We start from the raw sequence: 26,624 nt of genomic DNA, 5'->3' as shown, positions 1-26,624 counted from the left end.
TATGCAACAAGCTATCCAACCTATCGCCGCCGTTCTCAAAGAGGACTATAGAAAAAATCTCGCCATCAACGAATACCAGCTCATCCTCAATCCGCACGAAGAGTTGCGCAACAGGGTCCAGCAGCTGAGGGCGGCCTTCCAGGAGGCCTACCAGGCGCCTGCTACGCTTGCGGGCAAGCCCCATGTGACGCTGGTTCGTTTTACTCAATTGTCAATGATGGAAGACCGCATCGTACAACGTCTGCGCACCATCGCCATGGGTTATTGTCCTTTCAAAGTCGAGCTGAAGGACTTTGGTAGCCTGCCCACCCATAGCATCTTTATCAATGTCACCAGTAAACTGCCTATCCGTGGGCTGGTCACCGAGATCAGGGATGTACAAAGGCTGATGAAGCTGGACAAGGACCATAAACCCCATTTTCTCGACGAGCCCAACCTGCTCATTGCCCGCAAGCTGCTGCCCTGGCAATTTGAGAAGGGATGGCAGGAATATGCCAACAAGAGTTTCACGGGCAAATTCATCGCGGACGGCATGCTGCTGCTCCGCCGGCGGCAAGGAGACAAAGCCTGGCAGATCGTCGAGCGCTTCGCCTTCCAGAACCTGCCCGTGTCCACCCGCCAGGGCGAACTGTTTGCCTAGGCGGCCACGGGCCGCCCGGCCGAAGGCCCATCATTAGCGAATGCCGCCACTCAAAATAGAAGCGTATGAACATCGAAGAAGAAAGCATCGACCCCTCACCCTATCTCAAAGGGCGTGGCGCCCAATTCAACCCGAAGAACCGCTTTCTGAAGAACGAAAGGGTGAAAGAACACATCGAAGGCATCGACGAATGGGTCGAACCGAATGTCGCAACCCTCTATCTCGAAGACAATGCTAAGAGCATCGTCAACAAGGTGGATAGCCCCGACGTGGGTATGTGGTACAGCATGAACCCCTACCAGGGCTGTGAACATGGCTGCACTTATTGCTATGCCCGCAATGCCCACGAATATTGGGGTTATAGCGCCGGTCTCGACTTCGAAAGCAAGATCATCGTAAAAAAGAATGCGCCCCAGCTGCTGCGCAAATTCCTGATGAACCCCCAATGGGAATGTCTCCCTATTTCCCTCAGCGGCAATACCGATTGTTATCAGCCCGCCGAGCGGAAGTTCAGGATCACCCGCCAACTCCTCGAGGTCTGCCGGGAGTTCAATCAACCCGTCGGCATGATCACCAAGAATGCGGGCATCCTGCGCGATAAGGATATCCTCAGCGAAATGGCTAAGAAGAACCTGGTGTCTGTGCTCATCTCCATCACCTCTTTTGACGAAAACCTGCGGCAGCTGATGGAACCCCGTACAACGACGGCCCGCCAGCGCCTCCGCACCATCCGCGAACTCAGCGAAGCAGGCGTACGCGCAGGGGTCATGCTGGGTCCCATGATCCCCGGGCTCAACGAACACGAGATGCAGCGCATCATGAAGGCCGCTGCCGACAATGGCGCCACCTTCTCCGCCTACACGTTTATCCGGCTCAACGGCGCCATCAAGCTCATCTTTCACGACTGGCTCTACAAGACCTTCCCCGACAGGGCCGACAAGGTCTGGCATTTCATCGAAGCCAGCCACGACGGCAAGGTCAATGACAGCCGCTGGGGTGTACGTATGCGCGGGGAAGGCAACTATGCCGAACTCGTCGCACAGCAGTACGCCCGCTATACCCAAAAATACGGGCTCAATGCCGAACGCTGGGAACTCGACTGCTCCCAGTTCCGCCGTCCCGGCGGACAGATATCATTGTTTTGAGTAGTTTAATTCTCTATTTTTATGTTATTAACCTTGTCTTATGAATCAATTTGGTGGAAACTGGACAGAAGAGAAGATGGATATTGTAGTTAAGTATGCGTCAGCCTACTTAACCATTATGTACAAACAAAATTGGGTTAAGACAATTTATTTTGATGGATTTGCAGGTTCAGGTTTTATTGAATCCGAAGGAATAGACCATTTGAAAAAAGGAACGGCGCTTAGGATTTTAGATATATCGGAGCCAAAGCCTTTTGATATATACTATTTCGTGGAATTGAATGAGGAGCATGCAACCGCTCTGAAAGCCAATCTCAGCACTCATCCGTTAAGACAAAATATTCATATCCGTCAGGAGGATTGCAACACCAAACTTGTTGCGTTGGCGGAATTTTTGAAAGAGAATAAGAATTACCGGGCTCTTGTCTTTATCGATCCTTATGGGATGTCGGTGAATTGGGGGTCCATAGAAAGCTTAAAAGGCCTCGGCGTCGATTTATGGATATTGGTTCCAACAGGAATTGGCGTCAACAGAATGCTTATCAACGACGGCAGAATTTCAGATTCCTGGATGCAGAAACTCGAGAGCTTTCTCGGTTATTCGAAGGAAGAGATTATGAAGCATTTCTATAAGTCGACTATTCGTCAGACTCTTTTTGGGGAAGAAATAAATATTCAAAAGGAGAAGGATGCAGTCATTTTGGCGGGTGAGTTGTACACCCGGAAATTAAAACAGGTGTTTTCCGATGTATCGAAATCTTTTGTAATGCGCAATTCTCAGAATTCGATTATGTATCACTTTATGATGGCTGCAAATAACAAAACGGCTATTAAAATCGCAAATGAAGTTATTGAACCCAAATACAAACTTTAATGGCACAATCCAGTATCGAATGGACCGAAATGACATGGAATCCTACCACAGGATGTACCAAAATCTCTGCCGGCTGCAAATACTGTTATGCAGAGGTTATGGCAAAACGCCTGCAAGCAATGGGAGTTGACAAATACAGGAATGGTTTTGAAATCGCAATTCATGAGGATGTGCTAAAAGTACCTTTCTCCTGGAAAGGATCAAAGCTAGTGTTTGTGAATTCAATGAGCGATTTATTTCATCCTGAAATTCCTTTGGATTTCATAAAGAAAGTATTTGAGGTAATGAACGACAACCCGCAACATACTTTCCAGGTCTTGACCAAGAGGGCGGACCGATTACACCAACTGCACCGAGAATTGGAATGGACAAAAAATATATGGATGGGCGTTTCCGTAGAAGACAGCAGAGTAGTACATCGGATCGACTTTTTGAGAGAAACGGGTGCAAAAATCAAATTCCTTTCCTGCGAACCGTTAATTGGACCCTTGATGAATATGAACTTAGAAAATATTGATTGGGTTATTGTCGGGGGCGAAAGCGGAAGAAAGACAAGGCCGGTAAAGGAATGGTGGGTTTGGGATATTCGTCAACAATGTCAAGAAATCGGGGTAGCTTTCTTCTTTAAACAGTGGGGTGGAACCAATAAGAAAAAGTCCGGTCGTAACCTCGGCGGAAGAGTGTACAATGAAATGCCAATGATCGGAGTAGATGTCGGTGTAAACTAAAGATTAATGTTTTATAAATAATTGATATTCATTTTATTGTAAATGCTCCTTTCTTCTGGATGTCGGTGATGATGTCGATGAACCCTATCGCACGGCTCGTGCAAGTTTTGCGTTTATATTGCGCTTTAATTGGATTAAAGCTTATTTTATGCAATACCGCCGCATGCCCATCGAAGTCGAATCCCCCGAGCAAATGGGATACGACAAGATCCGCAACAACCTCTCCGAGAGTTCGTATACGGATACCCTCTTCCGGGAAGTGGACACCGGCTCGGGCCTTGGCGACCTCGTCTTGGCCTATGGCTCGCACCAGGGCCATGAAGGCCTGCGGCAACTCGTCGTAAAAAACAACGGCCTCGATGCCGGCGACGTCCTCACCACCATCGGCGCCGCGGGCGCCCTCTTCATCATCGCTACGACCCTCCTGGAAAAAGGCGATGAGCTGGTCGTCGTCCGCCCCAACTATGCAACCAACATCGAAACACCCCGGGCCATCGGCGCAACAGTAAAGTATATCGATTTGAGATTCGAAGAACGCTTCGCCCTCGACATCGACCGCATTAAAAGCGCCATCACACCCAACACCCGCTACATCTCCCTGACACACCCCCACAACCCCACCGGCGCCTGCCTCGAAGCAACACAACTCAACGCGCTTGCGCAGCTGGCAGAAGAAAAGGCCCTTCACATACTGGTCGACGAAACCTACCGCGATATGGTCTTTGGCCCACAACTCCCCCTGGCGGCAGAATATTCCCCAAAAATGATCAGCATCTCCTCCCTCTCCAAGACCTACGGACTACCAGGCCTGCGAACAGGCTGGATCATCTGCCGCGACCGGCGCCTGCTCGAAACCTTCCTGGCGGCTAAGGAACAGATGCATATCTGCGGCCCCGTCATCGATGAAGAATTGGCCTACCGCTACCTGCTGCAAAAAGACAGGCATTTTCCCCGCATCAGCGCCGATATAAAAGCAAAGTTCGAAGTCGTCAAAGACTGGATGCAGCAACAAGGAGATTGGGAATGGATAGAACCCCGGGGTGGCTGTGTATGCTTTCCAAGGTTAAAAGACCCGCAGAGAACAGACCTCGATAACTTTTATCGTATCCTGCTGGAGAAATATGGGACATATGTAGGCGCGGGTCATTGGTTCGAAATGCCCCGGCATTACATCCGGCTGGGCTTTGGCTGGCCCACAAAGGATCAATTGCAGGAAGGATTGTCGGCGTTGTCAAAGGCGGTGGAGGAGGCATCGCTATCCCGGTAGCCGATTAAATGCCGCCAGCCGCTCTTTTTCTTTTGCGATCACAGATTTGGCCTCCAGCAGCTCTTTTTTCAGACTAACAAAAGCATTGGCCAATTCAGGGCAGCTCTTTGTTTGACAGGAATTCTCGAATTGAAGGCACTGTGCCTGGAGGGTAGTAAGGCCAACGAAGCCGAACAGGGGCTTTATTTTGTGGACTGCACTTTTCAGGGCGCCGGCATCTCCCTCATGGTAAGTGGTGATTATTCGCTCTACAAAAACATCATACTCCCGCAGGACATCTTCGAAAGTCTCTTCGATCATTACATAATCACCTGCATATAACTCGATTACGTACGAACCGTTGATCTCATCGCTAAATATAAAACTCATATCGGATAAAGGCTTCTGCATATAACTATGTCGTATAAATAACGATACCTATAATAAATTATTGCCCTCAGACGTTACCTCTAAAGCATTAGAGCGAAACACTTATTCGACATCCTGTGAGTAACCCCATCGTATCCATCTTTACTTCCTTCTATGAGGACATAGTCTATTCCGGACTCCGGGATGAGTATTCTCCTGCGAAGCGGAAAAAGACGATCCGATTCAACCAGTTTATCCTCCTTATACTCATAGCGCATTTCGTCTGCGTCATTTCCTACTTCTGTTTCGGGCTTTATATCAGCGCGTTGATCAACCTCAGCGCAGCCTATATCTTCATCGTAGCCTATCATCTCAACCTGCGGCGGCAATACCCGCTGGCCCGCGTCCTGTCGGTGCTGAACCTCAATTTCTATCTGGCGATCATGAACTATATGGAAGGACTAAAGGCCGGGGAATACCTCTTCTTCTTTCCTTACTTCCTGATCATGACCTTTATCATCAGCTTTACCAGGAATTCCCGGGAGCTGGCCTTCGCCTACCTCATCACCATCGCCTGTCTGCTGTTCTGCTATTATGAATGCCCGCAGGAGAACCACTACCAGGTTCACATCACTGGCCTGTTCGGCAGGCTTTATGACAGCAATCTGATCCTGTCCTTGCTGCTGACCATCTTTTTCTCTTTCGCCATCGTGCGGATCAACCGCAACAACGAGGAAGCCATCCTCAAGGAGAAACAGTTTGTCGACACCATTTACAACACCTCCCTGGACGGTGTATTCATCCTCGACGCCGAAGCGCTGGCCATCACCGATTGTAACAACCGGGCGCTCGAGCTGCTCGAAATAGAAGACAAGCGGCAGGTGGTGGGCGCACCCATGGACAGCCTTTTCACAAAGGAGCACATTCAACTCTTTCGCAGCATCGAGAAGAAGCCCGCCGGTGACAACACCAACAGCTGGCAGGGAGAGCTGGCCCTCACCTCCAAGAAGGATAATACCGTATTCGCCTTTGTCAACGTCGTTTCCTTCTTTGACAACGACCGGCATTTCTGGAAGATCAGCATCCTGGACATCTCCGAGATAAAGATGACCCAGTTCGAACTGATGAAGGCCAAACAAAAAGCCGAGACGGCATCGAAGGCCAAGTCGAGGTTCCTGTCCAACATGAGCCACGAGCTGCGGACGCCTCTCAACGGCATCATCGGCGCTTCCAACCTGCTGATGCAGGAACAATACCTGCCCGAACAGATCTCCCACCTGGAGATACTTAAATACTCTTCCGAGCATATGATGGTCCTCATCAACGAGATACTGGACTTCAACAAGATAGAATCAGGGCGCTTCGAATTGGAGAACGTACCCGTCAACATGCGGGTCTTCCTTCGGAAGCTGGAAGCCCAGTTCTCCGTACAGGCCCACACCAAGGGACTGCTGTTCCTCGTAGATGTTGATGACGACCTGGAAGCAGAGTTCCTCACCGACGAGACCCGGCTCAACCAGGTGCTCAGCAATCTCCTTTCTAACGCCATCAAATTCACGCACACCGGCGGGATCACCCTGGCCGCCAAAAAGATCTCTTCCACCAGCAAGAAATCGGTGATCCAGTTTATGGTGCAGGATACCGGCATCGGCATCCCGGCGCACAAACAGCAGGAAGTGTTCGACAGCTTTACACAGGCCGACACGGATACGACGCGGAAATATGGCGGCACCGGCCTTGGTCTCGCCATCAGTAAGAAGCTCGTAAGCCTGTTCGCCGGCGAACTGCAGCTCAAGAGTGAAGAAGGAAAGGGTAGTATATTTTATTTTACCCTCGAACTCGAGATCAACGAGAATGCCAAGATGTATATCAATGATGAGAAGGTAAAACAACTGCCGGTCTTCAACCACCTGCGGGTTCTCATCGCCGAGGATAATATCGTCAACATGCGCGTGGCGCGAAAATTCCTCACCAAATGGGGCATCGAGGTCCATGAAGCGATGAATGGGGTGGAAGCTGTGGAAAAGTGCCGCCGCGGCAATTTCGACCTGGTGCTCATCGATCTCGAAATGCCGGAGATGGATGGCATCACCGCATTGGCCGAGATCAGGAAAGTTCACCCCTCCGTACCCGCCATCGCCTTCACCGCAGCCGTCTATGAAGACATGCGGGTCGATCTCATTCAGAAAGGATTTATGGAGGTTGTCCCCAAACCCTTCCGCCCCGAAGACTTGCACAACAAGATCCAGAAGCTGATCCACCACCGCGCTTAAGCACCCCCGCCACACTCCCCCGGCCGCGCCGCCGTCGTCAAAAAAAAATTCAAGAAATTTTGCCGAAAAGAGAAAAAGAATTTTATTTTTGTAAGGATAAAACAAACCCACGCACTTTTATGCTACGACAGTATACACATACACAAATTATCTCCTGGTACGACCAGAATAAGGCGTGTATACCCGCGGGGCAAGAAGTGCTGTAACAGTAACAAAAAAAGACTCAGCATATAAAAGCCCCGCCTTCGAGCGGGGCTTTTTCATATGAACACGGAGAACCACCGACATATTATAACCTCAACCATGTCCAATCGACCGAATGGCATTCGATAGGTGCTGCAAAACAGTGCCCAGTAAGCCCCGGTCGATAAACGAACCGGGGTTTTTTTATAAAAAGGAAATAGCCATGAAATTCAACTTTAGTCTCAGAGGAAGACAATCCGCCGACGCCCGCTACACCTACGTAAGAACCGGGGACGACAACCGGGACAACTTCTATCGGGGCCTGCTGGCCGCATCGCTGGCCAATGACCCCGCCGACCCCCTGTCCGAAGAAGGGATGGCTATCCGTAAAACGATCAGCTCGAGCGACCACGATCGCATCGCTCGGCTCGCCATCCACCTTGGTGAAGAAAAAGATTTCCGTGCAACGGCCTTCTGGCTCACCGCTGAGCTGGCCGCCGTTGGCGGCAACGAGGAAAAGACCGGTCTTCTCGTCGGGCGTATCGTTCGCCAGCCGCTCGATATCCCGCTGTGGCTGCAATATTATCAACGCGCCGCCAAGGCAGGAGAAAAACCGGGTCGTGCTGTACGGAAGCATTTTGCCAACCTCTTCCATCGCCTGGATGAATATTCCTTCGCCCGCTATAGCCGTGAGACCCAGATAGCGCTGAGAGAGGCCCTGCAAGTCGTACGGCCAAAGGCGTCGGATAAAGCCAGGAAAAGCCTGTTCATGAAGATCCTGCGCGATCAGATCCCCTTCCGCAGTAATTGGGAGCAGGAATGGCATGCCCTGCATCATCAGCATTATGATAGCCCCGAACAGCGGCAGGTAGCGCTGCGCGATAAATGGAAAGAAGGTATTTCCTCTTTCCGCATCGGTTATACGGCCCTGCTGAACAACCTGCGGCCTATGCTTTGCGCAGGCGTCAGCGGCAAAGTACTGAAACTGGCCGCCGAATACCTCGGCAACCCCACAGCTGTAAGCCGCAGCGGAACTTCGCCGCTTCGACTGCTCGAAGTTTATCGTGGTCTGCGTAACATCGATCAGGGTGGCGCCGGCATGCTGGCCGAGGCCCTGGAGCAGGCCGTGCTCCACAGCAGCTGGGTCCGGAGTGACTTTGGCAGGGAAGGCAGCTCGGTCATCGCCATGGATGTAAGCAACAGCATGAAACGTCCGGTGGAAGGCTACGCCGGTGCGCAGCGGTTCGATATCGCTCCCCTGCTGGCCATGCTTTGGAAAAACCGGGGAGATAGGGTGATCACCGGTGTCATCGGCAACACCTGGCGACCGCTGGAGTTGCGGCCGCAATCTATCCTGATGGCCGTCGATGCCTTCCGCGCCCACGAAGGCGAAGCCGGGTATGCTATCAACGCCTGGCTGGTGCTGCAAGACCTCCTGCGGAAGAATCAAGCTGTAGACAGGGTCCTTGTCTTCACCGATTGTCGCCTATGGGACAACCGTGGCTTCAATCAACCCGCAGGCGCTGATCTCAGCCACTGGTGGCGTCAATATCGGAGCCAGGTGGCGCCCCGCGCGCGGCTGTATCTCTTCGATCTGGCCGGCTATGGCGCTAAGACCCTCGAATGCCTGGAAGAGGATGTGTTCCTCATCGCCGGCTGGAAGGAAGGAGTAACAGAAACGCTGCACGCGATGGAAAAGGAGTTTTTGGAGTAAGGCAGATTTTCGCTACCTTAACGTCTTCCAATAAACCTTCTATATGGAACCACCATCGTGGTCTGCCCGATTCAGCCGTCTGCGACAACTTTTCTGGTTTTTCTTCCTGCTTACCATCGGCTATATGATCTGGGTCAGAAGCTATCTCGCTCCTCTAAACTCCGATGAGATCGTTCAATTCGAGATCGCCAAAACGGCCGGTAAGGCCCAGGCCATTATCGATAATTGGAAGCAGACAGGTAAATACGAACAAGGCGTAAAAAGCACCTATTTCGCTTATATTTTTATGGTTTTATACACCCTGGCCATCGCGCTGGGGTGTCTTTTTATCTCCGCCTGTACCGGCAACGAGATCATGATCAAGGGCGGCAAGGGCTTTGCATGGCTCATTATACTAGCTACCGCCTGCGACGTGATAGAGAATATCTCTCTTGCCCACACCATCCGCGGGCCTGTTTCTCAATGGAATGTCACTGTTGCCTACAATCTGGCCAGAGTGAAATTTTCCATCGTCATCGTGTGCATCCTTTTCATGTTGGTCTGTGCGCTATACTGGGTCATCAGCAGGCTCGCCGGTGAAAAGTCCTAAAATTGCCATCGCTTTTCCAAAATCACTTATATTTGCAACCGACAGTTCTAAGCTACTCTTTTATAGGATTTTGTGTATTATGTGTACAATAAAATGGAGGGATTGCTGTTCTTGGGTGGTTTCGGAATAAATTGGCGAAAAATTTGTTTAAGTCCTGTGAAGAATCAAAAAGGTAAATTCTATAAACTTATATATGGCAAGGGTATAAGGAGTAGTACAACATGCTCGCTTGTACCCTTTTCCGTTTAAATTAGGTTTAGATGTGGCTGTAAGGAACTGTTTTCTCAAATAACTTTAAATCAATCAGTTATAGGAAATTCCTGGGACTGAGGAGGCGAAGCTATGCCTGGTGACAAAAAGAGTTGGTATGCAGTCTACACAAAGCCCCGGTGGGAGAAGAAAGTGTTTGGCCTGCTTCAGAACAACGGGATCGAAGCCTATTGCCCACTCAACAAGGTGCGAAAGAAATGGAGCGACAGGATCAAATGGGTAGAAGAACCGCTGTTCAAGTCTTACGTTTTCGTTCGGGTAGTAGAGACCGATCTCTCCCTGGTTCGATGCATCAATGGGGTCGTGAATTTTGTATATTGGCTGGGTAAACCGGCAAGGGTGCGGGAGAGCGAGATCCAAACCATCCGGAAATTTCTCGATAGCTATGATGATGTCACCGCCGTGCCGCTCGATCTGCAGACGGACAGTAAGGTAACGATCCGGCGGGGACCACTGATGGACAAGCAAGGCACCGTCATCAAGGTGTTCAGAAAAAAGGTCCAGGTCGTCATCGAAAGCATCGGTTTCGCCCTGGTGGCCGTGGTAGACCGTTCGAATGTGGCTATGAACAACCGATAGTACTCCTGAAGAAAATCTTATTTATAACTATGCCCATCCTCCGGCGTCCGAACCGTCTCTGGATTCTCGTACTTCTCCTGCCTGCGCTGGCCTGTCTATTCGGATCCTGTGCGAACACCCGCCGCATCACCCTGATGCAGGGTCAATTCGATACAGCCCGGTTGAGCCAGATCAACGTCCCGGAGCCGCTGATTCAGAATGGCGATCAGTTAAACATCATCGTTTATAGCGATAACCCCGCCGCTACAGCGCTTTATAATCAGTCGGTGACAGGTGCGCCAGGTGGCGGCGCGGCGGCGGGCGCTGGTTCCCCGGCCGGGACAAGCGGTTCGTCCACCCCTTCCACTGGCGGCTATCTGGTTGATGACTCCGGATACATTCAGTTTCAGGGTCTTGGACCGCTGCATATCTCAGGAATGACGCAATCGCAGTTGAAAGATACCCTGGGCGCAAAATTGAGTGTATACCTGAAGAACGTTTATTTTACCGTTCGTTTCCTCAACTACCGGTTTACCGTGCTCGGTGAAATAAACAAACCCGGTGTCTTTAATATCCCGGGTGCGCGCATCAGCCTTCTGGAGGCACTGGGCCTGGCCGGCGACCTCACCTTCTATGGACGCAGGGACAATGTATTGTTCATCCGCGTCAATAACGGGAAACGGGAGTTTGCGCGGCTCGATCTGACCAAACCCGAGATCATGGCTTCACCTTATTTTTACCTCCAGCCGAATGACGTCATCATCGTAGAGGCATCCAAAGGCAGAGTTGCAGCCAGCGACCAGGTTACCTACCGGAATATCACCATCGCCTCTGCTATCGTATCGACGTTAGCAATCATCTACAGCATCTTCCATAAGTAATTACCTTCCCACAGCAGATATCTATGTCTGAGATCACCAACGAGGTACCCATCCAGCCGGCGACAAACGCCAACAACGAGAAACCGGCTTCCATTAACCTGAAGGAATTTATCTTTAAATACCTTCGGTATCTTCCATGGGTCGTTCTCTCCGGACTCATCGGCCTGGTAGCGGCCTATCTGAAGATCCGGTATACGGTACCCGTCTACCATGTTCAGTCTTCCATGCTCATCAAGAATGAAGGCGGAGGAGGGATGAGGGATCCCCGTTTCGATGAGTTGTTCATGAGCCCGGGGAATTCCAACCTCAACAATGAGATCCAGATACTTCGCTCACGGCCCGTACTGGAAAGAGTGGCGCGCAACCTTGGATTGCAGCGCGTCTACTACGTGAAAGGCAGCATCCGGTCTACCTTACAATACGCGGACAACCCCGTTGAGCTGCAGATCTACAAATTAGTCGACTCGGTCACCGGCTTCGGTTTCAAGGCAACGATCATCAACGACAACCAGTTCCTGCTGGACGAAGGAAAGACGCCCATTGTCTTCGGCCAGCCCTTCAAGGTGGGCGAGAACCTCTGCGCATTGGTACGAATACCCGGCGGCGTGATCCGGCCGATTCCCCGCATCTTCCTTTGCAACTGGCAGCCCTTGCTGAGTGCGGCGGAAGGGTTGCAGGACGGGTTGAAAGTGGTGCAGGCCAGCGAACAGACGACGATCCTCAACCTCAGTTTCGATGGAGTGGATACGAAGCTGGGTGTGGATGTGCTGAACAACCTGATGTCGGTGTATGATAGTCTGATCGTTGAAGACAAGACTCGTATCGCCAGCATAACCCTTCGGTTCATCGACGACCGGCTCCTTAACCTGAAAGATGAGCTGGGCGGCGTTCAGGGCAACATGAAGAATTTCATGATCAATAACCAGGCCTATGATGTCAGCACACAATCCAAGACCTACCTGGACAATCTCAACGGGACCGCCAAGGAAAAGGCTACCCAGGAGGTCAAGATGAATGTGCTCAACTGGCTGCTGGAATACATCCAGGACAGCAAGAACAGATACAATATCGTTCCCGTCGACCTCGGCATCGCGGAACCCGCCCTCCTGCAGCTGATCAATAATTACAACCAGATGCAGCTGACCCGGGACGCCGACCTGAAGACTACCACCCCGGATAACCCCCTGATCATAAGCATGGATTCCACCCTCGAAAAGGTGCGCTATGGTATCAGCCAGGCGTTGACGAATGTCCGCCAGTCCTATGTCATCGAGGGCGAGAACCTGCGCAAACAGGAAGAGAAATTGCAGGGTAATATCCAATCCATACCCGGAAAATCTATGCAGCTCCTGGACATCTCCCGGCAGCAAAAAATATTGGAAGAACTCTATTCCTTCCTGCTGCAGAAGAAGCTGGAAACGGCTATTTCTTCCGCTTCCACTATTTCGAATTCAAAGGTCATCGAGCCTGCACTGGAATCATCCATTGCCATCGAACCCAACCGGAAGAAGGTCTATACCATGTACTTACTGGTGGGATTGCTGGTCCCCATCGGGGTCGTAGCCCTCATGGAGATCCTGCGGGATAAGGTTCGCAACAGGGCAGACGTGGAAAAATACACCCATGCCCCCATTTTGGGCGAGATCGGCCATTCAAACCAGAGTGAGACGCTGGTGGCAACCATGAACAACCGGCATTTCATCTCCGAACAGTTTCGCATCGTCCGCACGAATCTGCAGTACGTGTTGAACAAAGTGGAAAAGCCGGTGATCATGGTTACTTCCTCCTTCAGCGGCGAAGGAAAATCATTCGTCAGTACCAATGTGGCCGCCGTAATGGCGCTGACGGGCAAACGCACTGTGATCATGGAGTTCGATATCCGCAAACCCAAGATCGTTTCCGGTCTGGACCTGAAACGCAAAATGGGCATCACCAACTATATCATCGGCAAGGCCTCCTTCCAGGAGCTGCTTGTCAAGGTCGACGGGGTCGACAACCTCTTTGTGATCCCCTGCGGACCCATCCCGCCCAACCCGGCGGAGATCCTGCTCGACCCGATGCTGGAAAAGCTGATGAATGAAGTTCGCCGGAATTTCGATGTCGTCGTCATGGATACGGCGCCCGTAGGCCTGGTAAGCGACGCCATGAACCTGAGCCGGTATGCGGACTGCACCCTGTATATCATCCGCCAGGGCCATACTTTCCGCAAACAGCTTTCGATGGTGGAAGACCTTTATGTAAACCGGAAACTTCCACGCCTGTCCCTGATGCTCAACGATGTGCAGGCAGAAGGCAATTATTATGGCGGTTATGGTTACGGCTACTATGGAAGCTATTCCTATGGTGCCGACTCGGGTTATTTCGACGCGGACAAGAACGGAAGGGGCCGCTTCTTATCCCGGTTATTCAAACCTTCAAGAAAAAAATGATCCACCAACCTGTAAGCTATTTCGCACATGCCACGGCTGTCATCGACGAAGGGTGCAGCATCGGGGCCGGGACCAGGATCTGGCATTTTTCCCATGTCATGCCGGACTGCACCATCGGCGAAAAATGTAATATCGGTCAAAATGTAGTGATCTCACCCCAGGTGATCCTCGGCAATAATGTCAAGGTGCAGAACAATGTTTCCATTTACACCGGCGTTATTTGCGCCGACGATGTTTTCCTGGGTCCTTCCATGGTTTTCACCAATGTTATCAACCCGCGCAGCGCTGTGGTGCGCAAAGACCAATACCGGCAGACCCACGTTAAAAAAGGCGCAAGCATCGGAGCCAATGCCACCATTGTCTGTGGCAACGACATCGGCGAATATGCAATGATCGGCGCAGGTGCAGTGGTGACAAAATCAGTCCCGGCATACGCTTTGATAGTAGGGAATCCTGGCCGGCAGATAGGGTGGGTGAGTGAATATGGCCACCGGTTGACATTCGATGAAAAAGGGATGGCGGAATGCCCGGAGACAAAACAGCAGTATCAATTAAAGGATAATAAGGTTACCCGACTAGTATGAGCAAAAATGGCAGGATAAAATTCGCCGTCATCGGCTGCGGCCATATTGGTAAGCGTCATGCGGCCATGATCTCCAACAACAAAGAATGTGAGCTGGTGGCATTGTCCGATGTGTTGAGCCGGGATCAACTGGAGATCAATCACGATGTCCCTTTTTTCAATTCGATCGACGAATTGCTGGACAGTAAAGTGCCGGTGGACGTGCTTAGCATCGCGACGCCCAATGGGCTGCATGAAGAGCAGGCCCTGAAAGGCCTCCGCGCAGGGTGCCATGTGGTGATCGAGAAGCCGATGGCCCTCCACAAAGCCGGATGCGAACGCATTATTTATGAGGCCCTGCACCAATCCCGGAATGTGTTTTGCGTCATGCAGAACCGCTATTCCCCGCCTTCGTTGTGGCTTAAGGACATCCTGCGCAGGAAGCTGCTGGGCCGCGTCTTCATGGTGGAGATCAACTGCTACTGGAATCGCGATCACCGTTATTATCAGAAGGGCGGCTGGCATGGAACAAATGAGCTCGACGGCGGGACCCTGTTTACCCAGTTCTCGCATTTCATCGACATCATGTTCTGGTTATTCGGGGATATAGAGAACCTCAACGGCAAATTCCGCAGCTTCAATCATGAGGGACAGACCGAATTCGAAGACTCCGGCTTCGTAACCTTTGACTTTGTCAATGGCGGCATGGGTTGCATCAACTATTCCACATCAGTATGGAATGAGAACCTGGAGAGCAGCATCACCATCATCGGCGAGAACGGCACCGTGAAGGTCGGCGGGCAGTACATGAACGTGGTGGAGCTGTGCAACATAAAGGATTATGAGATGCCCCAATTGCCACCCGTCAATCCTGCTAACGACTATGGGACCTACAAAGGCTCGGCAGCCAATCATCACTATATCTTCGAAAATGTCGTCGACGTACTGAAAGGCAGGGCGCCGATCACGACGAATGCACTGGAAGGGCTTAAAGTGGTGGAGATCATTGAAAAGATCTACCGTCTTAAAATGAATTAGCTTATGTCTGCCGAGAAAGCGATTAGCATGGCCCAGATAAATGGTTCACTTTCCGAAAAGCCCGAAAAGAAAGACGAGGAGTGGACGGAGATCATTTCTCCCCGTACTCATCTGTTCGATCTTCCCCTCCGGCAGCTTTGGAACTACCGCGACCTGATGTGGCTTTTTGTACGCCGGGATTTCGTCGCTCAATACAAACAGACCGTTTTAGGTCCTCTCTGGCATCTGATCCAGCCGATCTTCACCACGATCGTATTCCTGCTGGTATTCGGCAAGATCGCCAACATCCCCACCGACGGCATCGAGCCCAGAATGCTTTTCTACATGAGTGGCATCACGGTGTGGAACTATTTCTCCGGCTGCCTCACCAGCACTTCCACGGTCTTCCTCACCAATGCCGCTATCTTCGGAAAAGTTTATTTCCCCCGCCTGGTATTGCCGCTTTCCATCATCATTTCCAATATAGTACGTTTCGGCATCCAGTTTCTCCTGCTGCTGGCCCTGATGATCTGGTTTAATTTCCAGGGCTATCCGATGAAGATCAGCTTTCACTGGCTATATATCCCCCTTATCATCGCGCTTATGGCCGGCATCGGCCTGGGGCTTGGGATCATCATTTCAGCGCTGACCACCCGCTACCGGGACCTGGCCGTTCTGCTGACCTTCGTCATTCAGCTGGCTATGTATGCCACACCCGTGGCTTACCCGCTATCCTATCTGCGGGGAAAGCCCTATAGATGGCTCATCGAGATCAATCCGCTGACATCGCTGGTGGAATGCTTTCGCTATGCCTTGTTCGGAAAGGGAACATTCGACATGCAATCCCTTGGTTACAGCGTCATTTTCATGGTCGTTGTGTTATTTATAGGTGTCCTCCTGTTCAACAAGGTGGAGAAGACCTTTATGGATACAGTTTAATAAAACCGCATTCTTCCAATGAGCGAAGTAGTCATACGGGTAGAAGATGTTTCCAAACAATACCGGCTGGGTGATATCGGTACGGGTTCGATTTCCCACGATATCAACCGCTGGTGGCACCGCATCCTCGGAAAAGAGGACCCTTATCTGAAGATCGGTGAGGAGAACGATCGGACAAAGAAAGGGGACAGCCAATACGTCTGGGCTCTGCGGGACATAAACTTTGAAGTAAAACAAGGCGAGGTATTGGGCATCATTGGCAAGAATGGAGCGGGAAAATCGACATTGCTGAAGATATTAAGTCGCACTACCACGCCTACCGTCGGCAACATAAAGCTAAAGGGAAGGATCGCAAGTCTTCTTGAAGTAGGCACGGGGTTCCATCCGGAGCTGAGCGGACGCGACAATATATTCCTGAATGGCGCGATCCTGGGAATGAAGAAGATTGAAATAAAGCGTAAGTTCGATGAGATAGTCGAATTCGCAGGCGTCGAGAGGTACATCGATACTCCTGTCAAGCGTTATAGTAGCGGTATGTATATAAGGCTCGCATTTGGAGTAGCCGCGCATTTGGAACCCGAGATATTGATCGTTGATGAGGTGCTGGCTGTCGGCGATGCTGAATTTCAAAAGAAATGCCTCGGGAAAATGAAGGACGTAAGCGATAAAGACGGCCGGACAGTTTTATTTGTCAGCCATAATATGATCGCCGTAAAGAGCCTTTGTAGCAAAGCCATGTATATGAGGAATGGGTCGGTCATCGAGATGGGCGAAACGACTCAGGTGATCAATAATTATCTTTCAAATCAGCAGGACAAAAGCTTGCTAAAATTTTTTAATGATCCCGGAGAAGCTCCGGGTAATGAGAAGGCAAGGTTAAGAAAAATTGAAGTATGTCCTCAATTGAATGATCCCGCCGACCCCATCACCGTGAAGACACCACTTACCATCGAGATCGAATTTTGGAATTTTGAAGATGGAAAACTGATCAACCTGACAATGTTTTTTAATACTTTTTCAGGAGAATCCATCTTTGCTAATGGGACCCCGGCTGTTAATCTGTCGGCCGGATTGCATAAGGCATCCTGCTATATACCGGCGGATTTATTAAACGATGAGGTTTATAGCATCACACTCATGATCGTGGGCGATACGTCCTACTCCATTTGCACTTTTGACAACATTTTATCGTTTGAGGTCGGTGAAGAGAGGATAGCAAGCGGTTGGCACGGTAAGTGGCCTGGCTTTGTAAGACCGAAGCTTGATTTCAAGATCCTTTCATAATCAATAAAATATGAACTTTTACGCAGAATTGATGGTTGAGCTATTGAATTCTACTGCCAACAATTTTTCTCCCGAGGAAAATTACGATCATATTCGTTTTGGGAAAATGCAAGAAGGGGCGCAGGCTACTTTGAAGAGAAGCATCAGGAGAAAAATAGGGAAGGTCTTTGAATCAAGGGGATATTCAGTTGTTTCAAAATATGATATGTCCAATGGATACGTTGCGTATAGGTTAAGAGCGATGGAGCCGTATCTGGCCGGTCTTGAGAAGCTATACAATTTTCTTACAGATGAGGGATCAAAAGTATTATTGTTGCAACTAATCGCATTCAGGATACTTGGATTTACAAAGGTCAAGTTACCTCTAAATACACCTGATTTCTGGAATGGTATAAAGGAAATGGAAGATCTCGCTGATAATAAGCGATATGTAGAGACCAAGTTTATTAAATGGCATTTGCCTTTTATCGATCTGCATAAAAAGGGAATACCTGTTCAATTGCATCTTCTGCCTATCGGGGTCTATACTGATTTTTTTCTCAAACAATACGAATTCAAACGCGGCGCCACAACGATCAAAGCAGAAAAGGGAGACTATGTCATCGATGCGGGCGGATGTTGGGGGGATACGGCACTATATTTCGCCAACGAAGTAGGAGAGGAAGGCAAGGTTTTTACTTTTGAGTTCATTCCCAGTAATCTAAATATACTCAATACCAACCTTGCGTTAAATCCGGATTTACAAGAAAGGATCAATTTGATAGACAGGCCTGTGTGGGAAGTTACCAACGAGACCATGTACTATACCGATAATGGTCCGGGAAGTGCCGTTTTTATGGAAGAAAAACAACCGTTTGACGGAAAAGCCTCGTCTTTGTCCATTGACGACCTGGTAACGGAATATTCCATTCCTAAAATTGATCTTATAAAAATGGATATAGAGGGAGCAGAACCCTATGCCTTGAAAGGCGCTCTGAACACGATCAAAAAATTCAAACCCAAGCTGGCCATTGCTATTTACCATAGCATGGAGGATTTCGTAAATATACCTAAGTTTATACATGAGCTTGGATTAGGATATGAATTACACCTGGCACATTGTTCCATTCACCAGGAAGAATCTATATTATTTGCAGAAATACCTGCCAGATGATAAACGTAACAAAAACTTTCCTGCCTCCCTTTGAGAAATATACTGCCCTGCTCAAACGGGCATGGGATAAAGGATGGATCACCAACAACGGAGAGCTTGTGCAGGGTTTGGAGGCAGCGTTGCGCTCTTACCTGGGAGTGAACCATCTGTGGTTTTGCAGCAACGGCACCGTTGTCCTGCAAATGGCGCTGAAAGCTCTTAACATCAGTGGCGAGGTCATTACCACACCATTCTCCTACGTCGCTACTACGACAGCCTTGCTTTGGGAGAATTGCACCCCTGTTTTTGCCGATATCGATCAGCGGACTTTTTGCATAGATCCTGCAAAGATCGAATCCGCGATCACTCCGGCAACGACAGCGATCCTTGCCACGCATGTATATGGATATCCGTGCGACATCGAAGCGATCGAAAAGATAGCCCGGAAACACAATTTGAAGGTCATATACGACGGGGCACATGCCTTCGGCACCATGATCGACGGTCGGTCGGTATTGAGTTACGGGGACATCAGCACCTGTAGCTTCCATGCTACCAAACTCTTCCATACGGTGGAAGGCGGTTGCATCATCGCCAATGATGATCAGCTATCCCGGCAACTGTTCCTGTATCGCAGTTTCGGTCATCTGGCCGATGATCATTTCTCCATGGGAATAAATGGCAAGAACTCCGAGATCCACGCTGCAATGGGCTTATGTAATCTGGAATATCTGCCCGATATCCTTGCAAGCAGAAAGGAGCAATGGCTTTACTACTACGAGATGCTTGAAGACACCGGTCTTCAATTACTCGATCTGCCCAACGACCCGCGTCTTACTTATAATTATGCCTATTTTCCGGCTGTGTTCCCCTCGACGGAAGAGATGATGACAACACTCGAGGTATTGAAGAAGAAGGAAATATTTCCAAGAAGGTATTTCTATCCGGCGCTGAATACCTTACCCTATATAGAGCAACAGCATTGCCCGGTGGCTGAATCCATCGCAAATCGCGTTGTATGCCTCCCGCTCTATTTTGATCTGAGCCGTCAGGAGCAGAAATTGATCGCCGAAACTATATTACAAGCTCAAAAACAGAACATTTAATGAGATTGGCGATCATGCAGCCGTATATATTCCCTTATATCGGCTACTACCAACTTATAAATGCTGTAGAAAGATTTGTTATATATGATGATGTTAACTTCATCAACCGGGGCTGGATCAACCGGAACAATATTTTAGTTAACAACAAGGCCTGCCTCTTTACGATCCCCCTTAAGGATGCCAGCCAAAACCGCCTGATACGCGACATCGAGCTTTCTGCCGGCGCCGGCAACGCCAAACTCCTCAAAACGATAGAACAAGCCTATAAGAAAGCGCCGGAGTTCAGGCAGGTCTATCCCCTGATAAGCGATATCCTGCAAAGTAATGCAGGCACCATCGGTGAGCTTGCCTGGCTAAGCCTTCGTTCGGTAGCGGAATATCTTGGAATGGCAACGGAATTCATCAGAACTTCTTCTGACTACAACAATAGCCATTTAAAGGCACAGGAAAGGATATTGGACATTTGCACCAAAGAAAAGGCCCACCACTATATCAATCCCATCGGCGGTATGGAGATCTATTCCCGGGAATTGTTCCAGGATTCGGGGATAAAACTGAATTTCATCCGAACACTGCCATTGGCATATCCGCAATTCAACAATGAATTCATTTCCAATCTTTCTATCATCGATGTGCTTATGTTCAACCCGAAGGATAAAATAAACGCTCTCTTAAATTCCTATGAGCTGATATGAAAAAAAGATACCTGGAGACCATTGTGAAGCACTATGAGGATTGCCTCGAAAAACATGGCGATTCTCATTTGGGAGTAGATTGGCCAAAATTGGAGGACGTTAACAAGCGGTACAAGGTGATGTTGGAGATCGTAAAATACTACGAGGACAACGCACCCTCATCGACCTTGCTCGACTTTGGATCCGGGGCAGCTCACCTTTTGCAATATATCAAAGATCAGGGGCTTGGGAATATTGCCTATTCCGGACTGGACGTTTCCGAACGCTTCGTAGCATTAAGCAGGGAAAAGTTCCCTGCCGTTCCCTTTTATTGTGTGGATATCCTGGAGGACAGTGGCTCGCTTCCCGGGTTCGATTATATCGTAATGAACGGAGTGTTCACAGAAAAACGCGAATTAAGCTTCGATGAAATGTGGGATTATTTCTGTAAAATGCTCAGCAAGGTGTTCTCATTGGCTAATAAGGGCGTTGCCTTTAACGTTATGTCGAAAGCGGTGGATTGGGAACGCGACGATCTGTTCCATGTTCCGACAGATCTCCTTATTCAGTTTCTTACAAAGAACCTGACCCGGAATTTTATTATCCGCAACGATTATGGCCTCTACGAATACACGACCTATATATACAAGAACAAACAATCCAACACATGACAAAGAAGGTAGTTATCTTCGGTATCCAGGACTACGCCGAATTAGCCCATTATTATTTGGAGCATGACTCCCCTTATGAAGTAGTTGGTTTTTGTGTTAATAAAGAATATCTGCCGGAAGACCGGTCGTTCAGGGGCCTGCCCGTTGTAGCTTTCGAGGATGTGGAAGATCAATATCCGGCGGGCGATTTCTCCTTTTTTGCACCTATGTCCCCTAAAAAGATGAATCAATTACGGGAAAAGGTATATCATGACATCAAGGATAAAGGATATCAGCTGATCAGCTATATCAGCAGCAAGGCTACCCGTTTCGACAATAAGATCGGCGACAATTGTTTTATACTCGAAGACAATACGCTTCAACCCTTCACCGATATCGGCAATAATGTGGTTTTATGGAGTGGTAATCACATCGGCCACCATGGCCAGATCAGAGATCATGTGACATTTACTTCGCATGTGGTCATGTCCGGGCATTGTGTCATCGGCGAGAATTCATTCCTTGGAGTGAATGCAACCTTGCGGGATGGGATTACACTTGCGAAGGGTACATTGGTGGCAATGGCGGCCCTTATTTCCAAGAATACCGAAGAATGGGGGATCTACATTGGCAATCCCGGCAAAAAAATGGAAGGTAAACTGAGCCCTTCGCTCTTATAAGATGGCTCTCAGCTGGCAAAAGAAAGGACTCATCTATGCTCCCGACGGAAGCCTGGAATGGAGCAGGACCCACGCACAGGTACCGGTTGCAGATGTCATTGATGAGCATCATCTGAGGATCTACTACTCGACCCGGGGGACGGATAACAGAAGCAATACCAGCTATATAGAGGTAGACGCCGGCGATCCGCGGGAAATAACTTTTATCAATCCGGCACCGATCCTGCCACTGGGCAGGCTTGGTACATTTGACGAGGATGGGATCATGCCCTCTTCCATTGTCACGGTTGGAGATCGTAAATATCTGTATTATATCGGGTGGTCCCAACGGAAGAACGTGCCCTACCAGAACAGTATTGGGTTAGCCATCAGTGAAGATGGGGGGCGAACGTTCAGGAAATACTCCGAAGGCCCGGTGATCGGAGTTTCTCATATCGATCCCTTTTTTACCGGCACCATCTTTGTCCTGAAGGAGGCCGGTCTTTTCAGAGCGTATTACCTCAGCTGTGTAGAATGGAGACTCGTCAACGACCGGCCGGAATCCCTCTACGTCCTGAAATATGCGACCTCCCAGGATGGCATCGATTGGCTTCGTAATAACCAGATTGCCATTCCGCTGAAAGATGATCAGGAAGGCGGGTTGGTTAGTGCTGCAGTGATCAAGGCGGAAGGCCGGTATAGAATGTGGTTTGGCTACAGGAATTATTTTGATTTCAGGAGCAACCCTGAGAACGCGTATAATATCGGCTATGCAGAATCCCCGGATGGGATCAGCTGGCTCCGCAAAGATGATAAGAGCGGTATCGAGCGCAGTGAGGAAGGTTGGGATAGTCAAATGATCTCTTATCCATATGTGATCGAGGTAAAAGGGAAGAACTTCCTCTTTTATAACGGCAATGGATTTGGAAGAACAGGTTTCGGCTACGCTATCTTAAACTCAAATTCATGAATATGAATGAAAAAGAGCTGAACCAGTATAAAGAACAGGGATATCTTCTGTTCAAGAAGTTCTTTGATCCACAGGAGATCGATAAGATCCGCAACGAGGCAAAGGATATCTTCCTCAATCAATTGGTGGAAAAGCAGATCATTAAAAGCAAGAACATCAGCGAAGATGAATTCGAGAAAGCTATCATAACCCTTTTCAATGATCATTTTGAAGCCTTCGCCAATTGCGGCAAACAGGCCCAGCATCTGATAAGCCTGCATAGGATTTCCCTGCATGAGAAGCTCATCGGCAAACTGCGTGATCTCGGCTTGCATTTTCCGGTGATCTCCACCAGGCCCGTAATGTATTTTAACAAGGCCAGGCTGGCGAAGACCGAAGAATTCTATAGAGTGCCGCCACACCAGGACTGGAGAAGCATGCAGGGTTCTCTCAACTCGATGGTGGTCTGGATCCCCCTCCACAACGTAACGGAAGAATTAGGCGCGTTGAAGATCGTGCCCGGAAGCCATACCTTGGGTCTGTTCGAGTCCCGGGAAAATGCCTGGTACAGACAGATCGATGAGATACAACCGGAAAAGTTCATTTCCGTCGAAGTGGAGACCGGCGACGCTTTGTTCTTCTCCGCTTTTCTTGTACATTCCTCCGGGAATAATGTTCTTGATAGGATAAGATGGTCCTGCCATTTCCGATACAACGATCTGGAGGAAGCAACCTTTATTCAACGAGGCTATGCACATCCTTATATTTACAAGCCCATCCAGGAATTGATCACGCCTGGCTTTCCTCGTCCAGACCAAATCAAAAATATTTTCCAATGAAAGTTATTGACAACAATGTGAGGGGGGTCCCGATGCGATTCGCCGGCTACACCCGTTCTCTGGAATTGTGTTCCCGGATGAATTATGAAACGGAAAACCTTGACTTTATCGATGAAATGACCCCCGGTGAGGTTATGTTCGATCTCGGTGCCTGTGAAGGCCGGTTCTCTATCTATGCCAGCAAAAAGGGGATCAAATGTTACTCCTTCGAACCCGAGACGAATAACTTCGAGGCATTGCTTCAGAACCTCGCGCTCAATGACATTAAAGATGAGCTTAAACCCTTCAAACTGGCGATCGGAAAGGAGAATGGGTCGGCAAAATTAAAAATAGGTCAGCCCTGGGCCGGAGGACACCAAAAGGTCGTCGAGCAACAGGAAACCAGGGAAGACCTGAGATTCGACTTCAAAGAAGAACAGGTCATAGATGTGGTCAGTCTCGATCGCTTCCTTGAAGATCACCAGATCGCCTGCCCGGACTACCTGAAAGTTGATATCGATGGTTCTGAAATGGCATTCCTCCAGGGCGCTCAGGCTACATTAAAGAACACCGGCCTCAAGAGCATAATATTCGAACTGGAGATAAATGACAAGAACTTTCAGTACATCATGGATAACCTGGCAGAGAATGGTTTCAGGGAGAAAGCCCGGTTTCAGGTGCCAAATGAACCATTCCTTTTCAATATAATCTTCACTCGTGACCGATAACGGACAGGCTCCCCTGGTGGCGGTGTGGATGCTCACCTATAATCAGGAAAGATACATTGCCCAGGCGATCGAAGGGGTGTTACAGCAAAAGGTAAATTTCAAAATAGAACTATTCATCGGGGAAGATTGTTCCACGGACAATACCAGGGCGATATGTTCCGATTATGCAAAGCGATATCCTGGTGTTGTCAACCTTCTGTCGACTACTGAGAATAACATCTTTGCCAATTCGCGTAATACGTTCAAGGCCTGTTTTGATTCAGGAGCCAGGTATGTAGCACTGTGTGAGGGAGACGACTATTGGACCGACCATAACAAGCTGCAGCGGCAGGTCGATTTCCTGGAAGCCCATCCTGATTACTCCATCTGCATTCACGGGGTCTATCAGGCCGAGGAAGGAAAACAGTTGGAGATACATCAGGTCAGTAAGGTTTCGCAGACTTTTACGATCGAAGATCTGGCAAGAGATGGGAATTTCATCCATGCTGTTTCAACCGTTTTCAGAAATACGCTGGACGAATTGCCTGATTGGTTTCACGCAACGCCGATCGGGGATTTCCCCTTGCATATGTACAACGCTGCTCACGGCAACATCTACTATGTGCCCGAACCGATGGCAGTCTATAGGCGATTCACCGGCCTTCATGGTCCAAAGTCGCTTGCAAAAAGATACATCCCCTTGTTCAAGACCCTCGATGCCATGGTCGGCCGGTTCAACAATGAAAAGATAGACCATCTCCTGCGGCAACAACAGGTAAAATGTATCCTTTATTGGCGTGACAATGCCCCGGAAATTTTAAGCGAACAGGCCCCGCTGGTAAAAGAGGTTCTGGACAAGGTAACGATCAAAACCCCCGAACAGCTCACAAAATTCACGACCGGCTTTCTGTTCACCTCGCTTTGCAGGAAACTGGTTGCCTCACTGATGCATAACCCGGTCGTTAACAAACTAAGATCATTCAGAGACCGGACCAAAAGACCCCAAAGCGCTACACAATGAAGATTGTCCATATTGCAACGTTGGAAGATGGAGGTGCGGGAAGAGCGGCGATGCGTTTACACGAAGCCTTACTGGCAGAAAAAGTGGATTCGACATTTTTATGCGCCATCCCGAAAGAACAGTCTACCCTGGCAAGAGTTGCCGAAAAACGACCGGTTCCCTTTTTCAAAAGAATGGCATTGCGGGCCGGCTTGCATTCGGTCGATAAGGTGGCCAGCGAGAAACTGGCCATCGCAAGATGCAGGGGCGACTACGAATACTACAGTATGCCTTTTTCCAACTATTCATTGCAGGAGAACGAGATCGTGCTCGGTGCCGACATCATCCATCTCCACTGGGTGGCCAATTTTGTGGACTTTCCCAGCTTCTTTGAGGTGCCGAAGCCCATCGTCTGGACCTTTCATGATATAAACCCCCTTCTGGGCGGATTCCATTTTAGCCTCGACCTGCAGAAAAATAACGCGAATGCCGAACTGATGGCTATCGAAGAGAAGTTTCGAAAGGTGAAATCGGAGGCGGTAGCATCGGCAAACCTGACCATTTGCACCCCATCCAGCAGGTTGTTTGAGGCTTCATCGGCAAACCCGGCGATGAACCGGTTTGCTCACCACCGTATACAGAATGGCCTGGATACACGAACCTTCAGGCCTTATTCCCACGAACTCTCCCGGCAGGTATTCAAACTGCCGGCGCAAAAAAAGATCTTTCTGTTCGTCTGCGGGAATATCCAAAATAAATACAAAGGCTTTCATCTGCTGGAGGAAGCGGTTACGCTCCTACCCCCGGATAAGGACTTTCTCGTGGTAGCAGCAGGGTATAATGCCCCCGTCTCTAAAGACCCCCGGGTGGTATTTCTCGATCCGATACATGACGAACTGTTATTACCCCTCTTGTACTCCGCAGCCGATCTTTGTGTAATACCGAGCCTGGAAGATAACCTGCCGAATGTCATGCTGGAATCCTTGTGCTGCGGCACACCGGTGTTGGGCTTTCCCATCGGCGGGCTCAAGGACGTCATCGTCGACGGAGTCAACGGTTACCTGTGCCCGGCGATCTCGGCTGAAGCACTGGCACAGACAATGGCCCGCGCCCTCGACACCCCATTCGACCGCGCCGCCATCAGCAGGGAGAACATCGAAAAATTTGATCGGGCCGTGCAGGCAAAGCGCTATGCCCAGCTGTATAATTCATTGTCCTAAACCAAACT

At 49.5% G+C, this 26,624-nt stretch carries 26 protein-coding genes; 25 read left to right on the top strand and 1 reads right to left on the bottom strand.

The window, feature by feature from the left end; genetic code table 11:
• Window position 1: 1 nt before the first annotated feature.
• The 5 genes from IEY39_RS17930 to IEY39_RS17910 all read left to right on the top strand — a co-directional run bounded on the left by IEY39_RS17930 (window position 2) and on the right by IEY39_RS17910 (window position 4,654).
• Window positions 2–640: a 2'-5' RNA ligase family protein gene (locus IEY39_RS17930; RefSeq protein WP_188934107.1), complete on the top strand. Its 639-nt coding sequence runs from the start codon at window positions 2–4 to the stop codon at window positions 638–640.
• 65 nt (window positions 641–705) lie between these two features.
• The gene (locus IEY39_RS17925) at window positions 706–1,785 is read left to right on the top strand and encodes a PA0069 family radical SAM protein (RefSeq protein ID WP_188934105.1); all 1,080 of its coding nucleotides are present in this window, start codon (window positions 706–708) and stop codon (window positions 1,783–1,785) included.
• Between the two features lie 40 nt (window positions 1,786–1,825).
• Window positions 1,826–2,659 carry a three-Cys-motif partner protein TcmP gene (tcmP, locus tag IEY39_RS17920; RefSeq protein ID WP_188934103.1) on the top strand — a complete coding sequence of 278 codons (834 nt, stop codon included), beginning with the start codon at window positions 1,826–1,828 and terminating at the stop codon, window positions 2,657–2,659.
• Complete coding sequence (locus IEY39_RS17915) at window positions 2,659–3,387, top strand: DUF5131 family protein (protein WP_188934101.1); 729 nt, start codon at window positions 2,659–2,661, stop codon at window positions 3,385–3,387. Before tcmP ends, IEY39_RS17915 begins: the two co-directional genes overlap by 1 nt.
• A gap of 148 nt (window positions 3,388–3,535) precedes the next feature.
• Window positions 3,536–4,654 (top strand): pyridoxal phosphate-dependent aminotransferase, encoded by a 1,119-nt coding sequence (locus IEY39_RS17910; protein ID WP_188934099.1) that lies wholly within the window; start codon window positions 3,536–3,538, stop codon window positions 4,652–4,654.
• Here the strand turns inward: IEY39_RS17910 and IEY39_RS17905 are convergent.
• Complete coding sequence (locus IEY39_RS17905) at window positions 4,643–5,023, bottom strand: Hpt domain-containing protein (protein WP_188934097.1); 381 nt, start codon at window positions 5,021–5,023, stop codon at window positions 4,643–4,645. The two genes, IEY39_RS17910 and IEY39_RS17905, sit on opposite strands and share 12 nt — an antisense overlap.
• A gap of 116 nt (window positions 5,024–5,139) precedes the next feature.
• Between IEY39_RS17905 and IEY39_RS17900 the strand changes: the two genes are divergently transcribed.
• From IEY39_RS17900 to IEY39_RS17805, 20 genes are all read left to right on the top strand, one after another.
• Entirely contained in the window at window positions 5,140–7,275 is a 2,136-nt protein-coding gene (locus tag IEY39_RS17900; RefSeq protein WP_188934095.1) for an ATP-binding protein, read from the top strand.
• A 406-nt stretch (window positions 7,276–7,681) separates the two neighbouring features.
• Complete coding sequence (locus IEY39_RS17895) at window positions 7,682–9,172, top strand: hypothetical protein (protein ID WP_188934093.1); 1,491 nt, start codon at window positions 7,682–7,684, stop codon at window positions 9,170–9,172.
• A gap of 43 nt (window positions 9,173–9,215) precedes the next feature.
• Entirely contained in the window at window positions 9,216–9,761 is a 546-nt protein-coding gene (locus IEY39_RS17890) for a hypothetical protein (RefSeq protein WP_188934091.1), read from the top strand.
• A 342-nt stretch (window positions 9,762–10,103) separates the two neighbouring features.
• A complete protein-coding gene (locus IEY39_RS17885; RefSeq protein ID WP_188934089.1) occupies window positions 10,104–10,610 on the top strand; it encodes a UpxY family transcription antiterminator in 507 nt (168 codons plus the stop codon).
• A gap of 29 nt (window positions 10,611–10,639) precedes the next feature.
• The gene (locus IEY39_RS17880; protein ID WP_188934087.1) at window positions 10,640–11,470 is read left to right on the top strand and encodes a polysaccharide biosynthesis/export family protein; all 831 of its coding nucleotides are present in this window, start codon (window positions 10,640–10,642) and stop codon (window positions 11,468–11,470) included.
• A gap of 23 nt (window positions 11,471–11,493) precedes the next feature.
• The gene (locus IEY39_RS17875) at window positions 11,494–13,899 is read left to right on the top strand and encodes a GumC family protein (protein WP_188934085.1); all 2,406 of its coding nucleotides are present in this window, start codon (window positions 11,494–11,496) and stop codon (window positions 13,897–13,899) included.
• Entirely contained in the window at window positions 13,896–14,483 is a 588-nt protein-coding gene (locus IEY39_RS17870; RefSeq protein ID WP_188934083.1) for an acyltransferase, read from the top strand. Before IEY39_RS17875 ends, IEY39_RS17870 begins: the two co-directional genes overlap by 4 nt.
• Window positions 14,480–15,499 carry a Gfo/Idh/MocA family protein gene (locus IEY39_RS17865; RefSeq protein ID WP_188934081.1) on the top strand — a complete coding sequence of 340 codons (1,020 nt, stop codon included), beginning with the start codon at window positions 14,480–14,482 and terminating at the stop codon, window positions 15,497–15,499. Before IEY39_RS17870 ends, IEY39_RS17865 begins: the two co-directional genes overlap by 4 nt.
• A 3-nt stretch (window positions 15,500–15,502) precedes the next feature.
• Window positions 15,503–16,417, top strand: a complete 915-nt coding sequence (locus IEY39_RS17860) for an ABC transporter permease (protein ID WP_229688976.1) — start codon at window positions 15,503–15,505, stop codon at window positions 16,415–16,417.
• 18 nt (window positions 16,418–16,435) lie between these two features.
• Window positions 16,436–17,701, top strand: coding sequence for an ABC transporter ATP-binding protein (locus tag IEY39_RS17855; RefSeq protein WP_188934079.1), 1,266 nt, complete (start codon window positions 16,436–16,438; stop codon window positions 17,699–17,701).
• A gap of 10 nt (window positions 17,702–17,711) precedes the next feature.
• Entirely contained in the window at window positions 17,712–18,854 is a 1,143-nt protein-coding gene (locus IEY39_RS17850; protein WP_188934077.1) for an FkbM family methyltransferase, read from the top strand.
• Window positions 18,851–19,939 carry a DegT/DnrJ/EryC1/StrS family aminotransferase gene (locus tag IEY39_RS17845; RefSeq protein WP_188934076.1) on the top strand — a complete coding sequence of 363 codons (1,089 nt, stop codon included), beginning with the start codon at window positions 18,851–18,853 and terminating at the stop codon, window positions 19,937–19,939. Before IEY39_RS17850 ends, IEY39_RS17845 begins: the two co-directional genes overlap by 4 nt.
• Window positions 19,939–20,634 (top strand): WbqC family protein, encoded by a 696-nt coding sequence (locus IEY39_RS17840; RefSeq protein ID WP_188934074.1) that lies wholly within the window; start codon window positions 19,939–19,941, stop codon window positions 20,632–20,634. The genes IEY39_RS17845 and IEY39_RS17840 overlap by 1 nt, the downstream gene beginning before the upstream one ends.
• Entirely contained in the window at window positions 20,631–21,284 is a 654-nt protein-coding gene (locus IEY39_RS17835) for a class I SAM-dependent methyltransferase (RefSeq protein ID WP_188934072.1), read from the top strand. Before IEY39_RS17840 ends, IEY39_RS17835 begins: the two co-directional genes overlap by 4 nt.
• Window positions 21,281–21,943 (top strand): acetyltransferase, encoded by a 663-nt coding sequence (locus IEY39_RS17830; RefSeq protein WP_188934070.1) that lies wholly within the window; start codon window positions 21,281–21,283, stop codon window positions 21,941–21,943. Before IEY39_RS17835 ends, IEY39_RS17830 begins: the two co-directional genes overlap by 4 nt.
• A gap of 1 nt (window position 21,944) precedes the next feature.
• Window positions 21,945–22,892 (top strand): glycoside hydrolase family protein, encoded by a 948-nt coding sequence (locus IEY39_RS17825; RefSeq protein WP_188934068.1) that lies wholly within the window; start codon window positions 21,945–21,947, stop codon window positions 22,890–22,892.
• A complete protein-coding gene (locus tag IEY39_RS17820; protein WP_188934066.1) occupies window positions 22,889–23,710 on the top strand; it encodes a phytanoyl-CoA dioxygenase family protein in 822 nt (273 codons plus the stop codon). Before IEY39_RS17825 ends, IEY39_RS17820 begins: the two co-directional genes overlap by 4 nt.
• Window positions 23,707–24,417, top strand: coding sequence for an FkbM family methyltransferase (locus IEY39_RS17815; protein WP_188934064.1), 711 nt, complete (start codon window positions 23,707–23,709; stop codon window positions 24,415–24,417). The genes IEY39_RS17820 and IEY39_RS17815 overlap by 4 nt, the downstream gene beginning before the upstream one ends.
• Window positions 24,407–25,417: a glycosyltransferase gene (locus tag IEY39_RS17810; RefSeq protein ID WP_188934062.1), complete on the top strand. Its 1,011-nt coding sequence runs from the start codon at window positions 24,407–24,409 to the stop codon at window positions 25,415–25,417. The genes IEY39_RS17815 and IEY39_RS17810 overlap by 11 nt, the downstream gene beginning before the upstream one ends.
• Window positions 25,414–26,616: a glycosyltransferase gene (locus IEY39_RS17805; RefSeq protein ID WP_188934060.1), complete on the top strand. Its 1,203-nt coding sequence runs from the start codon at window positions 25,414–25,416 to the stop codon at window positions 26,614–26,616. Before IEY39_RS17810 ends, IEY39_RS17805 begins: the two co-directional genes overlap by 4 nt.
• The last annotated feature ends 8 nt before the right edge of the window (window positions 26,617–26,624 follow it).

Source organism: Puia dinghuensis, assembly GCF_014642875.1.
In the GTDB taxonomy this organism is placed as follows: domain Bacteria; phylum Bacteroidota; class Bacteroidia; order Chitinophagales; family Chitinophagaceae; genus Puia; species Puia dinghuensis.
This window is presented reverse-complemented; position numbering and strand designations above follow the sequence as displayed.

Excerpts from the sequence above, each read along its gene's own strand:
- IEY39_RS17840 (WP_188934074.1), top strand. The coding sequence starts at position 19,939 with ATGAGATTGGCGATCATGCAGCCGTATATATTCCCTTATATCGGCTAC.
- IEY39_RS17930 (WP_188934107.1), top strand. The coding sequence starts at position 2 with ATGCAACAAGCTATCCAACCTATCGCCGCCGTTCTCAAAGAGGACTAT.
- IEY39_RS17845 (WP_188934076.1), top strand. The coding sequence starts at position 18,851 with ATGATAAACGTAACAAAAACTTTCCTGCCTCCCTTTGAGAAATATACT.
- IEY39_RS17880 (WP_188934087.1), top strand. The coding sequence starts at position 10,640 with ATGCCCATCCTCCGGCGTCCGAACCGTCTCTGGATTCTCGTACTTCTC.
- IEY39_RS17815 (WP_188934064.1), top strand. The coding sequence starts at position 23,707 with ATGAAAGTTATTGACAACAATGTGAGGGGGGTCCCGATGCGATTCGCC.
- IEY39_RS17915 (WP_188934101.1), top strand. The coding sequence starts at position 2,659 with ATGGCACAATCCAGTATCGAATGGACCGAAATGACATGGAATCCTACC.
- IEY39_RS17835 (WP_188934072.1), top strand. The coding sequence starts at position 20,631 with ATGAAAAAAAGATACCTGGAGACCATTGTGAAGCACTATGAGGATTGC.
- tcmP (WP_188934103.1), top strand. The coding sequence starts at position 1,826 with ATGAATCAATTTGGTGGAAACTGGACAGAAGAGAAGATGGATATTGTA.
- IEY39_RS17805 (WP_188934060.1), top strand. The coding sequence starts at position 25,414 with ATGAAGATTGTCCATATTGCAACGTTGGAAGATGGAGGTGCGGGAAGA.
- IEY39_RS17870 (WP_188934083.1), top strand. The coding sequence starts at position 13,896 with ATGATCCACCAACCTGTAAGCTATTTCGCACATGCCACGGCTGTCATC.
- IEY39_RS17820 (WP_188934066.1), top strand. The coding sequence starts at position 22,889 with ATGAATATGAATGAAAAAGAGCTGAACCAGTATAAAGAACAGGGATAT.
- IEY39_RS17925 (WP_188934105.1), top strand. The coding sequence starts at position 706 with ATGAACATCGAAGAAGAAAGCATCGACCCCTCACCCTATCTCAAAGGG.
- IEY39_RS17865 (WP_188934081.1), top strand. The coding sequence starts at position 14,480 with ATGAGCAAAAATGGCAGGATAAAATTCGCCGTCATCGGCTGCGGCCAT.
- IEY39_RS17875 (WP_188934085.1), top strand. The coding sequence starts at position 11,494 with ATGTCTGAGATCACCAACGAGGTACCCATCCAGCCGGCGACAAACGCC.
- IEY39_RS17895 (WP_188934093.1), top strand. The coding sequence starts at position 7,682 with ATGAAATTCAACTTTAGTCTCAGAGGAAGACAATCCGCCGACGCCCGC.
- IEY39_RS17910 (WP_188934099.1), top strand. The coding sequence starts at position 3,536 with ATGCAATACCGCCGCATGCCCATCGAAGTCGAATCCCCCGAGCAAATG.
- IEY39_RS17885 (WP_188934089.1), top strand. The coding sequence starts at position 10,104 with ATGCCTGGTGACAAAAAGAGTTGGTATGCAGTCTACACAAAGCCCCGG.
- IEY39_RS17860 (WP_229688976.1), top strand. The coding sequence starts at position 15,503 with ATGTCTGCCGAGAAAGCGATTAGCATGGCCCAGATAAATGGTTCACTT.
- IEY39_RS17905 (WP_188934097.1), bottom strand. The coding sequence starts at position 5,023 with ATGAGTTTTATATTTAGCGATGAGATCAACGGTTCGTACGTAATCGAG.
- IEY39_RS17855 (WP_188934079.1), top strand. The coding sequence starts at position 16,436 with ATGAGCGAAGTAGTCATACGGGTAGAAGATGTTTCCAAACAATACCGG.
- IEY39_RS17850 (WP_188934077.1), top strand. The coding sequence starts at position 17,712 with ATGAACTTTTACGCAGAATTGATGGTTGAGCTATTGAATTCTACTGCC.
- IEY39_RS17890 (WP_188934091.1), top strand. The coding sequence starts at position 9,216 with ATGGAACCACCATCGTGGTCTGCCCGATTCAGCCGTCTGCGACAACTT.
- IEY39_RS17825 (WP_188934068.1), top strand. The coding sequence starts at position 21,945 with ATGGCTCTCAGCTGGCAAAAGAAAGGACTCATCTATGCTCCCGACGGA.
- IEY39_RS17830 (WP_188934070.1), top strand. The coding sequence starts at position 21,281 with ATGACAAAGAAGGTAGTTATCTTCGGTATCCAGGACTACGCCGAATTA.